Origin of the sequence: Flavobacterium sp. HSC-32F16 (assembly GCF_024171645.1) — a bacterium.
In the GTDB taxonomy this organism is placed as follows: domain Bacteria; phylum Bacteroidota; class Bacteroidia; order Flavobacteriales; family Flavobacteriaceae; genus Flavobacterium.
Genome location: NZ_JALKAC010000002.1, coordinates 339,351 through 353,138, shown reverse-complemented (window position 1 = coordinate 353,138; position 13,788 = coordinate 339,351). Strand labels below are relative to the sequence as shown.

Annotated in this window: 15 protein-coding genes and 1 tRNA gene; 7 read left to right on the top strand and 9 right to left on the bottom strand. The window is 32.9% G+C overall.

All coding sequences use genetic code 11. From position 1 onward, the window contains the following. Positions 1–236: 236 nt before the first annotated feature. Complete coding sequence (locus L1276_RS08145) at positions 237–473, bottom strand: acyl carrier protein (RefSeq protein WP_007137004.1); 237 nt, start codon at positions 471–473, stop codon at positions 237–239. A 175-nt stretch (positions 474–648) separates the two neighbouring features. On the opposite strand from L1276_RS08145, the gene purN reads away from it, so the two are divergent. Together purN and rnhA are read left to right on the top strand one after the other, a co-directional pair. After that, positions 649–1,227, top strand: coding sequence for a phosphoribosylglycinamide formyltransferase (gene purN / locus L1276_RS08140; protein ID WP_253786681.1), 579 nt, complete (start codon positions 649–651; stop codon positions 1,225–1,227). 198 nt (positions 1,228–1,425) lie between these two features. Further along, positions 1,426–1,902 (top strand): ribonuclease HI, encoded by a 477-nt coding sequence (gene rnhA / locus L1276_RS08135; RefSeq protein ID WP_127338180.1) that lies wholly within the window; start codon positions 1,426–1,428, stop codon positions 1,900–1,902. A 57-nt stretch (positions 1,903–1,959) separates the two neighbouring features. Here the strand turns inward: rnhA and L1276_RS08130 are convergent, their stop codons facing one another. Continuing rightward, positions 1,960–2,307 carry a DUF6249 domain-containing protein gene (locus tag L1276_RS08130; protein WP_253786679.1) on the bottom strand — a complete coding sequence of 116 codons (348 nt, stop codon included), beginning with the start codon at positions 2,305–2,307 and terminating at the stop codon, positions 1,960–1,962. Positions 2,308–2,577: 270 nt separating this feature from the next. Between L1276_RS08130 and L1276_RS08125 the strand changes: the two genes are divergently transcribed. The 4 genes from L1276_RS08125 (at position 2,578) to L1276_RS08110 (ending at position 6,676) form a co-directional block, all read left to right on the top strand. Next, positions 2,578–3,165 (top strand): RNA polymerase sigma factor, encoded by a 588-nt coding sequence (locus L1276_RS08125; protein WP_253786677.1) that lies wholly within the window; start codon positions 2,578–2,580, stop codon positions 3,163–3,165. Continuing rightward, complete coding sequence (locus tag L1276_RS08120) at positions 3,149–3,553, top strand: hypothetical protein (protein WP_253786674.1); 405 nt, start codon at positions 3,149–3,151, stop codon at positions 3,551–3,553. Before L1276_RS08125 ends, L1276_RS08120 begins: the two co-directional genes overlap by 17 nt. Before the next feature lie 220 nt (positions 3,554–3,773). Continuing rightward, positions 3,774–4,697 carry a PfkB family carbohydrate kinase gene (locus tag L1276_RS08115; RefSeq protein WP_253786672.1) on the top strand — a complete coding sequence of 308 codons (924 nt, stop codon included), beginning with the start codon at positions 3,774–3,776 and terminating at the stop codon, positions 4,695–4,697. A gap of 80 nt (positions 4,698–4,777) precedes the next feature. Then, positions 4,778–6,676, top strand: coding sequence for an amidophosphoribosyltransferase (locus tag L1276_RS08110; RefSeq protein WP_253786671.1), 1,899 nt, complete (start codon positions 4,778–4,780; stop codon positions 6,674–6,676). A 657-nt stretch (positions 6,677–7,333) separates the two neighbouring features. On the opposite strand, the gene L1276_RS08105 is transcribed toward L1276_RS08110, so the two are convergent. From L1276_RS08105 to L1276_RS08090, 4 genes are all read right to left on the bottom strand, one after another. Beyond that, positions 7,334–7,945: a superoxide dismutase gene (locus L1276_RS08105; RefSeq protein ID WP_253786669.1), complete on the bottom strand. Its 612-nt coding sequence runs from the start codon at positions 7,943–7,945 to the stop codon at positions 7,334–7,336. A gap of 140 nt (positions 7,946–8,085) precedes the next feature. Next, the gene (pth, locus tag L1276_RS08100) at positions 8,086–8,712 is read right to left on the bottom strand and encodes an aminoacyl-tRNA hydrolase (protein ID WP_253786667.1); all 627 of its coding nucleotides are present in this window, start codon (positions 8,710–8,712) and stop codon (positions 8,086–8,088) included. A gap of 503 nt (positions 8,713–9,215) precedes the next feature. Then, entirely contained in the window at positions 9,216–9,827 is a 612-nt protein-coding gene (locus L1276_RS08095) for a 50S ribosomal protein L25/general stress protein Ctc (protein WP_253786665.1), read from the bottom strand. A 125-nt stretch (positions 9,828–9,952) separates the two neighbouring features. Continuing rightward, positions 9,953–10,894, bottom strand: a complete 942-nt coding sequence (locus L1276_RS08090) for a ribose-phosphate pyrophosphokinase (protein WP_253786663.1) — start codon at positions 10,892–10,894, stop codon at positions 9,953–9,955. 220 nt (positions 10,895–11,114) lie between these two features. On the opposite strand from L1276_RS08090, the gene L1276_RS08085 reads away from it, so the two are divergent. Further along, positions 11,115–11,194, top strand: a tRNA-Leu gene (locus tag L1276_RS08085). A gap of 132 nt (positions 11,195–11,326) precedes the next feature. Here L1276_RS08085 and L1276_RS08080 read toward each other — a convergent pair. From L1276_RS08080 to L1276_RS08070, 3 genes are all read right to left on the bottom strand, one after another. Then, positions 11,327–11,791, bottom strand: a complete 465-nt coding sequence (locus L1276_RS08080) for an OsmC family protein (RefSeq protein WP_253786661.1) — start codon at positions 11,789–11,791, stop codon at positions 11,327–11,329. A gap of 85 nt (positions 11,792–11,876) precedes the next feature. Continuing rightward, a complete protein-coding gene (locus L1276_RS08075; RefSeq protein WP_253786660.1) occupies positions 11,877–12,476 on the bottom strand; it encodes a hypothetical protein in 600 nt (199 codons plus the stop codon). 125 nt (positions 12,477–12,601) lie between these two features. After that, entirely contained in the window at positions 12,602–13,780 is a 1,179-nt protein-coding gene (locus tag L1276_RS08070) for an aldose epimerase family protein (protein ID WP_253786658.1), read from the bottom strand. Positions 13,781–13,788: the final 8 nt, after the last annotated feature.

The following is a 13,788-nucleotide window of genomic DNA, read 5'->3' as shown; positions in this document are numbered from 1 at the left end:
GTATTTTGTGTCTTTTAAACAAATAAAACCCATTGCTTTCTTAATTGTATTGCTACTTAAGAGCCATGGGTATTACAATATAAATATATCTTTTTGATTGAAAATCAATCGAAATTTAAATTTTAAAAAATAATAACACCCGATTTCTAGAAATTTCAATTTTTAAAAAAACAAACTCCAATTTTGGAATCTGGATATTCAAACTTTGGAATTTTTAAAATTCGGGTGTGGTATTATTATTTTTTAGCTTCCTCGATATAAGAAATAGCTTGACCTACAGTAGCAATGTTTTCTGCTTGATCGTCTGGAATTTGAATATCAAATTCTTTTTCGAATTCCATAATAAGCTCAACAGTGTCTAATGAGTCAGCTCCTAAATCATTAGTGAAGCTTGCTTCTGTTACAACTTCGTTTTCGTCAACACCTAATTTGTCTACGATAATCGCTTTTACTCTTGATGCAATGTCTGACATAATCTTTAATTTTAGAATTTAATTTGTTGGCAAAAATAAAAAACTTTATTTTAAAACAACTATTTAGTTTATAAATGTGACACTAATTTATAAAATTAATTTCAAGAAAGGTCTTTTAAAGCTATTTATTTTCGTTTTTTATTCCGTTTTTTGCATTCTCAAAATAAATCCTATTATGAAAAAAATCATTGTTTTTGCCTCAGGATCAGGAACTAACGCAGAGAACATTATAAAATATTTTTCGGATATCGAAATAGCGAAGGTGGTTTCGGTTTTTACAAATAATGCTTCCGCAAAAGTTATTGAAAGAGCAAAAAATCATCAAATTCCGGTCGAAATCTTCTCAAAAAACGAACTTTTAGAACGAAACGTACTACAAAAAATACAAAAAATCGCCCCGGATTTAATTATTCTTGCCGGTTTTTTACTCAAGTTTCCAGAAAACATAATTGAGCAGTATCCAAACAAAATAATTAATATTCATCCGGCACTTTTACCTAAATATGGAGGAAAAGGAATGTACGGAATGCACATACACAGGGCAATAGTTAATAATAAAGAAACAGAAACGGGAATTTCTATTCATTATGTAAATGAAAACTATGACGAAGGAGGCATCATATTTCAGCAAAATGTTCTTTTAACCGAAGATGACACCCCAGAAACCGTTGCCGAAAAGATTCATGAACTAGAGCAAAAACATTTTCCTGAGATTATTCATAGAATTCTGGAAGATTCAAATCCTAAAATTTAAAACCATATAAGTTATATAAGATAATTTAAGGCTGGCGTTTAAAAAATACTAAAAATTAGAATGAACCTTTAATAACCTAAAAAATATAAGACAATACTTTAAATGGACTTATATAACTTATATGGTTAACAAAAAATAAAATTCCAATTTTAGATAAAGATGTAAAATCTGAAATCTAAAGTCTATAATCTAAAATAAATGAATCACGAAGTACATATATATACAGATGGCGCGGCAAAAGGAAATCCCGGAAACGGCGGCTATGGCGTGGTTATGGAATTGGTTGGAACTCCGCATAAAAAAGAATTTTACGAAGGTTTTCGTCTTACGACAAATAACAGAATGGAGCTTCTGGCTGTAATTGTAGGTTTAGAGAAATTGAAAAATCCCAATATGAAAGTCCTTGTGATTTCTGATTCTAAATATGTTGTAGATTCAGTTGAGAAAAAATGGGTTCTAGGCTGGGAAAAAAAGAAATTCGCCGGAAGAAAAAATCCCGATTTATGGAAACGCTTTTTAATTGTTTACCGTAAACATCAGGTAGATTTTAAGTGGATAAAAGGTCATAACAATCATCCACAAAACGAACGCTGCGACCAACTTGCTGTTATGGCATCTATGCAGCCTAAACTTTCTGTAGACGTTTATTACGAAACTATAGGCTCTAAAGAATAAAAAAACGCATCAAATATTTGATGCGTTTTTTTTACTAACTTAAAATCTTACTTATTCTTATTCTTTGTCTAGATCTTTTGCAGTTTTAAAACCTGTTAAAAGTCCAACTCCGGCCATTATGAAAATAATAGAAGGATAAACCGCACCATCATTAAGAGAGGTGTAAGTTGTAATTAGTAAAGCAAGAAAAATGCCTACACCGCTTCCTATTAATAAGAAGGCCAGATTTACAACAAAGATTTTCCATGCCGGAACACCGCTTCCCTTTCCTTGCATAAAGATACTGGCATCGACACCTTTTTCTATAAGTGCCAAACGCTCTCTGTTTCTTGTTGAATAAATTAAATAAACGATCCCGAAGACCATTAAGAAAAAGCTAATTGGAATTAAAATTTTTTCGTCCATACTATTTACGTTTTTAAATTGATTGATACTTCATATGACGAGGCTTTTTAATTTGAGGTTACAACATTTAGCAAAAAAAATCAAATTTTAAATTTAAAACCTGAAAAACAATTGATTATCAGTTAATTTTGAATGTATTTTTCACTAAACCACTTTATCAAAGTTTGAAACTTTGACAAAGTTCAATGACACCTCTATATATGTAAAAGATTTTTGAATTTATTTTAAAATTCTTGTAACCTAAACAAACAAACTGTCGTCCTATATAATATGAGTACTATAAATGACCAACATTATATCGACAAAGTTCTGCAGGGCGAGACCAATGCCTTTGCCGTTCTTGTAGATCGTTATAAGGATATGATCTTTACGCTGGCACTCAAAATGGTTAGAAACCGTGAAGAAGCAGAAGAAGTTGCCCAAGACACATTCATTAAAATTTATAATTCACTGAACAAATTTAAAGGTGATGCTAAATTTTCAACCTGGATTTATAAAATTGCTTATAATACTTGCCTGGACAGATTGAAGAAAAGCAAAAAAGACGATTTAAATATTTCGATAGACGAATTTTCTTCTCATTTAATTAAAACAATGGATAATGCTTTGAGCGCTTTAGAAGAAAAAGAACGAAAGCAAACCATTCAGAAATGTTTAAATTTATTACCTAATGATGAAAACTTTCTTCTGACTTTATTTTATTTTGATGATCAAAATTTAGAAGAAATTGGAAAAATCATGAATATATCAGCCAATAATGCGAAAGTAAAATTATTTAGAAGCCGACAAAAATTAGCCGTAATTTTGAGACAGCAGTTAGAACCAGAAATAATACAATGTTATGAAAGAGAGCGATAAAAATATAGAACAACTTATTGAGAAAATGATGGCTGAAGAAAAATTGCAGTCACCATCAATAGATTTCACTTTTCAAATAATGGCTAAAGTTGAGTTATTAGAAGAGAAGAAACTCAAAACCTACAAACCTTTAATTTCTAAACCTGTTTGGATTTTGATGGGATTGGCTATAGTGGCTTTAGTAATTTATATTTCTCTTTTTTCAGTTTCAGAAAACAATCTGAAAATCGATGAAATTGGAAAATTATATTCTGATAAAATCGCAAATTCATTTTCAGGAATTCATTTCTCTAAAAACATCATGTACGCCATATTGATTGTTCCTTTTATGATTTTGGTGCAAGTTGGAATTTTGAAAAATTATTTTGATAAGAAGTATGAGTTGTAGATAACTTTGAAAAACATCGGAATTATTCCAAAATAAAACTTGCGATTTAAATCCAAAAAACATATTTTAAGCACTCTGCAAAACCAAATATAATTCATTCATTTACAATAGAATTACATCCGAAATCGATATTATTTTTTTATGAAAATTTTGAGAACCTAAACCGTTGCAAGATTGTAACTTATAGAGTATCTTTGCACCCTAATTCGAAATTCATAAAATGAATAAATTATTGATTGTTGGAACAGTTGCTTTCGACGCGATTGAAACTCCTTTCGGAAAAACAGATAAAATATTAGGTGGTGCTGCAACATACATTGGTTTATCAGCATCATTTTTTAACTTGCAATCGGCCATAGTTTCTGTAGTTGGCGACGATTTTCCTCAAGAACATTTAGATCTTTTAACTTCAAAAAATATTGATATCTCTGGTATCGAAATTGTAAAAGGCGGTAAAACCTTTTTCTGGAGCGGTTTATATCACAACGATTTAAATTCTAGAGATACTTTAGTTACTGAGTTGAACGTTTTAGCTGATTTTCAGCCAAAAGTTCCTCAAAACTACAAAGACGCTGATGTTGTGATGTTAGGAAACTTACATCCGTTAGTACAAAGCAGTGTTTTGGATCAAATGGAGAAAAAACCAAAATTAGTAGTTTTAGATACTATGAACTTTTGGATGGACTGCGCTCTTCCAGAATTATTAGACGTTATTAAACGTGTAGATGTTATTACAATCAATGACGAAGAAGCAAGACAACTTTCTGGTGAATATTCATTAGTTAAAGCTGCCGCTAAAATCCAGGACATGGGACCAAAATATGTGGTGATCAAAAAAGGAGAACACGGCGCGCTTTTATTCCACAATAGAGAAGTATTCTTTGCACCAGCTCTACCATTAGAAGAAGTTTTCGATCCAACAGGAGCTGGAGACACTTTCGCAGGTGGTTTCTCTGGATTTATTGCGCAAAGCGAAAACATTTCTTTTGGAAACATGAAAAATGCAATTATTTACGGTTCAAACTTAGCTTCGTTCTGCGTAGAGAAATTTGGAACCGAAAGGATGGAAACATTAAGCAAAACAGAAGTAGCGATTCGATTACAGCAATTTAAGTCGTTAACTCAGTTTGACATAGAAATATAATGCGCAAAAGCCTCGATAAAACGGGGCTTTTTTATTACGTTAATACACACAACTTACACAACACACAAAAAACAAAAACAATGAGCGACGCTTTAAAACACGAATGTGGTATAGCCTTAGTCAGACTTCTTAAACCGCTTGAATATTATAAAGAAAAATACGGAACTGCTTTTTACGGAATCCAGAAAATGTATTTAATGATGGAAAAACAGCACAACCGTGGACAAGACGGCGCTGGTTTTGCAAGCATTAAATTGGATGTTGAACCTGGACAACGCTACATAAGCCGTGTTCGTTCGAATCACTCACAGCCAATTCAAGATGTTTTTAAACAAATCAATGAGAGAATCAGCGAAGAGTTAAAAGCACAGCCAGAAATTGGTGATGATGTTCAAAAAATAAAATCTGAAATTCCGTATGTAGGCGAATTGTTTTTAGGACACGTTCGTTATGGAACTTTTGGAAAAAACAGCATCGAAAGTGTTCACCCATTTTTACGTCAAAGTAACTGGATGCATCGTAACTTGATCTTGGCCGGAAACTTTAACATGACAAACGTTAAAGAACTTTTCGAAAATCTGGTTGAGCTTGGACAGCATCCAAAAGAAATGGCAGATACTGTTACGGTAATGGAAAAAATTGGCCATTTCTTAGATAAAGAAGTTATGCAATTGTACCAAGACTGTAAAGCCGAAGGTTATTCTAAAAGAGAAGCTTCTCCAGTTATTGCAGAGCGTTTGGATATTGCGAAAATATTAGCACGTTCAGCTAAAAACTTAGACGGAGGTTACGCAATGGCCGGATTATTAGGTCATGGTGATGCTTTTGTATTTAGAGATCCAGCCGGAATTCGTCCTGCATATTTCTATCAAGATGACGAGGTAGTTGTGGTAGCTTCTGAAAGACCTGTTATTCAAACCGTTTTCAATGTGCCTTTTGAAAGTGTTCAGGAAATTGATCCAGGAAATGCTTTGATTATCAAGAAAAGCGGAAAAGTTTCAATGCAGCAAATCTTAGAACCAACTGTTAAAAAAGCATGTTCGTTTGAAAGAATTTATTTCTCAAGAGGAAGTGATGCAGAAATCTATCAAGAACGTAAAAACTTAGGTAAATTAATTTTACCTGCTGTTCTTAAAGCTATTGACAGCGATACAGACAACACTGTTTTCTCTTACATCCCTAATACAGCCGAAACTTCATTTTATGGTTTAGTTGAAGCAGCTCAGGATTTCTTAAATCAGAGAAAAAACAATTATATTTTAGAAAATAGAAATACACTTACTACTGAAACACTTCAGGAACTTTTAGCTGTAAAAATACGTACTGAGAAAGTTGCTATTAAAGATGCTAAACTTAGAACCTTTATTACTGAAGACAGCAGCCGTGATGATTTAGTAGCTCACGTTTACGATGTTACTTACGGAGTAATTAAACCAGAAGATAATTTGGTTATTATTGACGATAGTATTGTTCGTGGTACGACTCTAAAAATGAGTATCATCAAGATGATGGATCGTTTGAAACCAAAACGTATTGTAATTGTTTCATCTGCCCCGCAAATTCGTTACCCAGATTGTTACGGAATTGATATGGCAAAACTAGAAGGACTTGTTGCTTTTAGAGCTGCCTTGACTTTATTAAAAGAAAGAAACCTATATCATATTGTTGACGAAGTTTATGCGAAATGTAAAGCACAGGAAAACTTTGAAGATAAAGATGTTATAAATTATGTAACTGCAATTTACGATCAATTTACTCCAGAAGAGATTTCAGATAAAATTGCAGAAATGTTGAGTTCTCCGGAAATTAATGCCGAAGTAAAAATCATTTTCCAAAAAGTAGAAGATTTACATATTGCCTGCCCTAAAAATTTAGGAGACTGGTACTTCACTGGAGACTACCCAACTCCAGGTGGAAATCGAGTTGTAAATCGTGCTTTTATGAATTTTTACGAAGGAAAAGACGCTCGAGCTTATTAAAAAAGTATTAACAAAAGGTTAAATAGTGCATTTCATCGGTTTTTTTTGCCGTTCATCCTGTTTGTTTGGTGAAATTGAAAAGCTACAATACTTTTGAGAGACCATAACATTAGTAGGTTAAGTTTATGGTAGATTTGGGGCAAAAAGGGTGGAAGTAATTCCACCTTTTTTATTGAAATAAACTGAAATATTTCAATTTTAGACAATTATCTTCACTTTGTCGGATATATTTACCTTTCATCAGAATTTTTTTTTTCACAAAAATAGCTGCCATACATTTACTAAACCATAACATTAGTAGGTTAAGTTTATGGTAGATTTGGGGCAAAAAAGGTGGAAGAGATTCCGCCTTTTTTATTTTATTCTTTTCGAAAAACTGCTCTACAGACCTTATATTGACTTTGTCGGATATATTTACCTTTCATCTAAAAAGTTTTTTTTATAAAAATAGTCGGCATACATTTACTAAACCATAACATTAGTAGGTTAAGTTTATGGTAGATTTGGGGCAAAAAAGGTGGAAGAGATTCCGCCTTTTTTATTTTCTTTTTTTTCAGAGAAAAGAAATAGAGTATAGTATAAAGACTTAAAAAATGGGCATAAAAAAAAGACGAACCAGCGCTCGTCTTTTTTCTATATTCTATGCTCTATTTTCGACTATTTGTCTAAAGCAAATCTTCTTGCCACTTCTGTCCAGTTAATTACACTGAAGAAAGCTTCAATATAATCTGGTCTTCTGTTTTGGTAGTTTAAATAGTAAGCGTGTTCCCAAACGTCCATTCCTAAGATTGGAGTTCCACCGTTACCAGCAACTTCCGGCATTAATGGATTATCTTGATTTGGAGTACCTACAACTTCTAATTTTCCTCCTTTAAGTACTGTTAACCAAGCCCATCCTGAACCAAATTGAGTTGCTCCAGCTTTAGCAAATTTTGCTTTAAACTCTTCGAAACTTCCAAAAGAAGATTCGATAGCAGCTAATAAATCTCCTGTTGGTAATCCTCCTCCGTCTGGAGACATTACAGTCCAGAATAAATTGTGGTTATAAAAACCTCCACCATTATTACGAACTGCAGCGTTAGATTTGTCTAAGTTGATTAAGATGTTTTCGATTGTTTTTCCCTCTAAATCTGTTCCAGCGATTGCTGCGTTAAGATTTGTAGTATATGCATTGTGGTGCTTTGTATGATGGATTTCCATTGTACGCGCATCAATATGTGGTTCTAGTGCATCATATGCATAAGGTAATTGTGGTAATTCAAAAGCCATGGTATTACGATTTTTATGGTTTATACTATATTTATTCCAAATTTAGACATTTAACTTTGGAATTGAAAATACTATTTCGTTATAATTCGATTTAAAAACCTGATAAATTGATTTTTTGAAGATTAAATACCTGTAAATCTTTATTTTCCATTAAAAGTAGTCATCGTATTTTCTAATCCGGCGGTTCCAAAAGATTTTATAATTTCTGCCGACATTTCTAAACGTTCCGGTAATTTGGAATTTTCTTCATCGTTCCATTCTCCTAAAACATAATCGATCTGCTGGCCCTTTTTGAACTGGTCACTAATTCCAAATCTAAAGCGGGTATAGTTTTGTGTATTCAAAACGAGATTGATGTTTTTAAGTCCGTTATGACCGCCGTCACTTCCTTTTGGTTTGATTCTGATAGTTCCGAATGACAAGTTTAAATCGTCTGTAATAACCAGAATATTTTCCAACGGAATATTTTCTTTATCCATCCAGTATTTTACCGCTTTACCACTTAAGTTCATATAAGTATTTGGCTTTAAAAGAAAAAAAGTTCTTCCTTTAAATTTATATTCGGCTAAAGATCCCAGCTTTACGGTTTCGAATGAAAGGCTTTCCTTTCTCGCTAAAAAGTCTAATACTTTAAATCCGATATTGTGTCTCGTATTTACATATTCAGCACCGATATTTCCTAAACCTACGATTAAATATTTCTTCATATTATCTATGTTCTCTTCTTTTTGTGTTGATGAAAACAGTTTTGTTATCCATTTTATCATTGGGCAAAAATAAGATTAATTAGAGAATGTGGCAATTGGATAATTAGATAATTATTTGCTGGTTGTGATTTTAACGCAAAGTTCGCTAAGGTTTTACGCAAAGGTCGCTAAGAAATAGTTTCTTACAGTTATAGTAATACACAAAGAGCACAAAGAAAACATCTCTCACAGATTTAGCTGATTATGCAGATTTTCTCTTAGCAACCCAGATTCTTAGTATCTTAGAATCTTATAAAAAAGATACCTTCTCGCTAGCCCTGACAGAAGCGGCATCCTTTTTCTGGCTCCTTTAGCCAGGAAAAGATATAGCGGATGGCAGGAATGTCGGATCTTGAAAAAAACGAAAAGTTTCTGCTTCTAAAAATAACTATAAAAAAAGGCTTCGACTTCGCTCAGCCTGACACCGATGAAAAAACTTAGTATCTCAGTACCTTAGAAACTTAGAACCTAAAAAAAAGCCCCAATCGAAAGATTGAGGCTTTTTGTATTGAGTTGAAAAAAAATTATTTTTTCTTTCCTTTTGCAGGAGCTTTTGCAGCTTTTGCAGCTTCTTGAGCAGCTTTCATAGCAGCACGAGAAATTCTTACTTGAGCAACAACTGTGTTGTCTGGGTGCATAATTTTGTACTCAGGTTGTCCAACTTTAGTAACGTATAATTTGTTACCCATTTCAAGCGGCGTAATATCAGCTTCAACAAAATCAGGAAGATTTTTAGGTAAAGCTTTTACTTTTAATTTACGAGTGTTTAAACGTAAAACACCACCTGCAAGAACACCTTTAGATGTACCAACAATTTTCACAGGAACTTCCATAGTGATTTCTTTGTCATCAAATAATTGAAAGAAGTCAATGTGTAAAATTTTGTCAGATACTGGGTGTACTTGAATGTCTTGCAAAATTGCATTGAATGATTTTCCTTTTCCAAGTTCGATCACAACTGTGTGAGCGTTTGGAGTGTAAACCAAGTTTTTGAATGCCGCAGCGTCCGCTGAGAAATGTACTGCCTGATTTCCTCCGTATAACACGCAAGGAACCGCTCCAGCATTACGTAAGGCTTTAGTTGACACTTTGCCCACGCTTTCTCTTTCTGATCCTTTAATTGTAATCGATTTCATTGTAAAAAAATATAGTTATTAATAAATATTCTAATTTGCTGTAAGCTTTAAGCAATAGGCTTTAGGCTTCTTTATAAATTTTGGGAAACGCTTAAAGCTTACTGCCTAAAGCCTATTACCAAAAATTACATTATAAATTTTCCACTAATGGAATTGTTGTGGTGTACCATGTGCATAACTTCGGCAAAAAGAGGTGCACAACTCACTACTCTAATTTTGTTTGACTGTTTCTTTAACGGAATAGAATCGGTTACGATTAATTCTGTTAGTTTTGAATTTTCAATTTTTTCATACGCCCCGCCAGATAAAATAGCGTGTGTACAAATTGCTCTTACGCTTAGTGCTCCTTTTTCGATCATTAAGTCGGCTGCTTTTGCTAAAGTTCCGCCTGTATCGATCATATCATCTACTAAGATTACATTACGACCTTTTACTTCACCAATCAATTCCATAGTGTCGATAATGTTAGCTGCTTTTCTTTGTTTGTAACAGATTACTACATCTGATTCTAAAAACTTAGAGTAAGCATAAGCTCTTTTTGATCCTCCCATGTCTGGAGATGCAATAGTTAAGTTTTCTAACTTTAAACTCTGCACGTAAGGCAAAAAGATTGTAGAAGCAAATAAATGATCTACTGGTTTTTCAAAGAATCCCTGAATCTGGTCTGCGTGCAAATCCATTGTCATGATTCTTGTTGCTCCTGCAGCAGTTAATAGGTTTGCTACTAACTTAGCTCCAATTGGAACTCTTGGCTTGTCTTTTCTATCCTGTCTTGCCCAGCCAAAATAAGGCATAACAGCTGTAATATGTCTTGCTGATGCGCGTTTTGCAGCATCAATCATTAGTAACAATTCCATCAAATTATCTGCCGATGGGAAAGTGGAACATACTATAAAAACGCGTAATCCTCTAATTGATTCTTCGTAAGACGGCTGAAATTCTCCATCGCTATACGTTGACATCGTTACTTTTCCTAACGGAATTCCGTACTGTTCTGCAATTTTTTCTGCAAGATAAACACTTTGTGAACAAGCAAAAATTTTAGCTTCTGGTTCTAGGTGCGACATTATAATTTGTTGTTTTGTAGTTAGTTGTGTGTGCGTCGTTTTAACGAGCTGCAAATTTATAAAATTTATTGAACACTGAAAGGAAAAATTTAAGTATTTTTAGTAGAACATTTAATTTAATTTTTTACATTTGCACCGTGTTAAAGGAATGACACCATTATATGATATCATTCTATTGCGTTAAAACAATTGATTTATCACTTGTTTTTTCGTCTGCTAAGCCCGGATGGCGGAATTGGTAGACGCGCTGGTCTCAAACACCTGTGGGAAACCGTGCCGGTTCGACTCCGGCTCCGGGTACTTAAAACCTCTTCTTAACGGAAGAGGTTTTTTTAGTTTTAGGAATATTATTTCCACCATATAAGTTATATAAGTTCATTTAATAGCTGTCGTTTTATAACTCTTGTTTATATTTCATATAACTTATATGGTTTAAACCTCACAACTCGCCTTATGCAAAACAGGAAAATTGCAAGAATTCGCTATAAAACACAATTGATTGGCTTTAAAATGTAACTCTAAAGCTAATTCGATTTCATCTGGATTAGAAATTTTTACTTTTGGATATAATCTAACCTCAACAAAACGTCCGCTTCCGTCTGGATTTACTTCGAGTGTCGCTTCGGCATTGTCTGAATATTCAATAACTTCTATTCCGTTTTGAGAGCAGACATATAAATAAGACATCATGTGGCAGGAAACTAAACTACTCAACAATAAATCTTCTGGATTATATAATGATGCATCGCCTTTAAAGGCTTTTGCAGCCGAAACATCTAAAACTGGTTTTCCTTCAATTTTAATTTGATGATTTTTATTATAAATTTTTAAAGATGGATTTTCTTCTTTTTTTGAAGTCCAGTTTAATTCTGCTTTAAATATATGTTTGAATGCCATAATACATTTTTTTCAAATCAATTATTCAATTTCAAATCCCCATTATTATGGTCTTTGCTCTAAATCTATTTTTTCAATAGCCCATTTAGCGTCTGTTTTTTTTTAAAGTATATTTATATTTTACTCCAGTCATAGGCAGAGAAAACCTAACTTCTGAAATAAAATCATTCTTTTGAGTAACAACATAATTACTTTTTTCAATATCTGGCAAAACATCTTCAAGAGATTCTTGTGTAAAAAAGAAACGATCATAATCAAAACCAATTGGTGGAGCATCGTTCTCCGGATTTTCTTTAAAATATTTATCTCCTTCTACAAACCTTTGCTTCTCATCATTAAGAAAACCAGCCGTTAAGAAGTCACTTTTTTTCAATTCTGTAATGTATTTTTCAACTTCGCTGAAATCCACATAATAGTTTTTTGCCTCATCATTTCCCTGCACATCCATTGCTCCACCGCCAATAGTATCGAATTTATCCAATAAATTACTATTGTTAATATACCATTTCATGAAATTTTCAACTAATTCTATCTGCTCTTTTGTATTCGCATCAGAACTAACTTCTACTTTTTTTACCGAATCACTTTTAACAATAGAATTGTTTTTTAACTGGCCGTTATCCTTGTTTTGACAACTTTGAGTAAATAAAATTAATATAGGTATGTAAATAATTATTCTTTTCACGATCACTTTTTTTAATTTTTATATTATCCTTCAAATGTAAAACAGAATGGTTGAAATAAAAAAACCTCGAAAGTCTTACTTTTCGAGGTTTCTTAGAGAATTGAACTAATAAACAAATTCTAAAACTATTTTTTTACCGAGAATTTAAAAGTAGTTTTAGTTTTATAATTTTCTCCCGGGTTTAAAACCGTTGTTGGGAAATTTTTCTGATTTGGAGAATCCGGATAGTGTTCTGTTTCCAGACATAATCCTGTTCTGTGAGCAAAAGTTCCTCCGTTTGGAGTTGGCAAAGTTCCATCAAGGAAATTTCCTGAGTAAAACTGAATTCCAGGTTCATCAGTTGTTACTTCCAAAACTCTTCCGCTTGGTGCGTGGTATACCTTTGCAATGATTGTTTTTCCTTTTTCTGGATTATTCAATACCCAGCAATGGTCGTAACCTTTTCCTTTTTCTAATTGTTCGTTTTTAGCTTCGATGTCTTTTCCAATTAACTTTGGTTTTCTAAAATCGAAAGGCGTATTGGCAACATCTTCTAATTTTCCTGTCGGAATTAAAGTCGCATCAACCGGAACAATTTTATCTGCATTTAAAGTCAATTCGTGATCCAGAATTGTTTTTGTAAAATCTCCGGATAAATTGAAATACGAATGCTGTGTTAAATTTACAACCGTTGTTTTATCAGTCGTTGCTTCATATAAAACCTCTAACTGGTTATCATTCGTCAATGTATAAGTCACAAAAACTTTTAGGTTTCCAGGGTATCCTTCTTCCATATCTTTACTTAAATAAGATAATTTTAAAGAAGCTGTTTCGCCAGATTTAACCTCATCTGCTTTCCAAACCACATTAAAATATCCCTGAGGTCCACCGTGTAAAGCATTTGGTGCATTGTTTATGGCTAATTGATACTCTTTTCCGTCTAAAGTAAATTTCCCTTTAGCAATTCGGTTTCCGTATCTTCCAATTAAAGCTCCAAAAAACGGGTTTTCTTTTTCGTATTGTGCTAAAGAACTAAATCCGATTACAACGTTTTCTGAAACACCTTCTTTATTTGGTACTTTTAAATCTGTAATTCTTCCGCCAAAAGTGATGATATCGACTTCCATCCCATTTTGGTTTTTCAATTTGTAACTGTCAACTTTTTCTCCTTTTGCAGTTGTTCCGTAAGAAGATTTTACAATCGTTACTGCTTCTTTTTGATCTGAAACTGTAGTATCCATTTTTTTATCGCTTTTGCATTGAACTGAAATTAAAGCCAGACTTAAGAGGCCGATTCCAAAAATACAACGTTTTAATACATTCATAAATGATA

What these genes read in the sequence shown, in the direction of transcription:
- L1276_RS08145 (WP_007137004.1), bottom strand. Translation starts at nt 473, where the DNA reads ATGTCAGACATTGCATCAAGAGTAAAAGCGATTATCGTAGACAAATTA.
- purN (WP_253786681.1), top strand. Translation starts at nt 649, where the DNA reads ATGAAAAAAATCATTGTTTTTGCCTCAGGATCAGGAACTAACGCAGAG.
- rnhA (WP_127338180.1), top strand. Translation starts at nt 1,426, where the DNA reads ATGAATCACGAAGTACATATATATACAGATGGCGCGGCAAAAGGAAAT.
- L1276_RS08130 (WP_253786679.1), bottom strand. Translation starts at nt 2,307, where the DNA reads ATGGACGAAAAAATTTTAATTCCAATTAGCTTTTTCTTAATGGTCTTC.
- L1276_RS08125 (WP_253786677.1), top strand. Translation starts at nt 2,578, where the DNA reads ATGAGTACTATAAATGACCAACATTATATCGACAAAGTTCTGCAGGGC.
- L1276_RS08120 (WP_253786674.1), top strand. Translation starts at nt 3,149, where the DNA reads ATGAAAGAGAGCGATAAAAATATAGAACAACTTATTGAGAAAATGATG.
- L1276_RS08115 (WP_253786672.1), top strand. Translation starts at nt 3,774, where the DNA reads ATGAATAAATTATTGATTGTTGGAACAGTTGCTTTCGACGCGATTGAA.
- L1276_RS08110 (WP_253786671.1), top strand. Translation starts at nt 4,778, where the DNA reads ATGAGCGACGCTTTAAAACACGAATGTGGTATAGCCTTAGTCAGACTT.
- L1276_RS08105 (WP_253786669.1), bottom strand. Translation starts at nt 7,945, where the DNA reads ATGGCTTTTGAATTACCACAATTACCTTATGCATATGATGCACTAGAA.
- pth (WP_253786667.1), bottom strand. Translation starts at nt 8,712, where the DNA reads ATGATAAAATGGATAACAAAACTGTTTTCATCAACACAAAAAGAAGAG.
- L1276_RS08095 (WP_253786665.1), bottom strand. Translation starts at nt 9,827, where the DNA reads ATGAAATCGATTACAATTAAAGGATCAGAAAGAGAAAGCGTGGGCAAA.
- L1276_RS08090 (WP_253786663.1), bottom strand. Translation starts at nt 10,894, where the DNA reads ATGTCGCACCTAGAACCAGAAGCTAAAATTTTTGCTTGTTCACAAAGT.
- L1276_RS08080 (WP_253786661.1), bottom strand. Translation starts at nt 11,791, where the DNA reads ATGGCATTCAAACATATATTTAAAGCAGAATTAAACTGGACTTCAAAA.
- L1276_RS08070 (WP_253786658.1), bottom strand. Translation starts at nt 13,780, where the DNA reads ATGAATGTATTAAAACGTTGTATTTTTGGAATCGGCCTCTTAAGTCTG.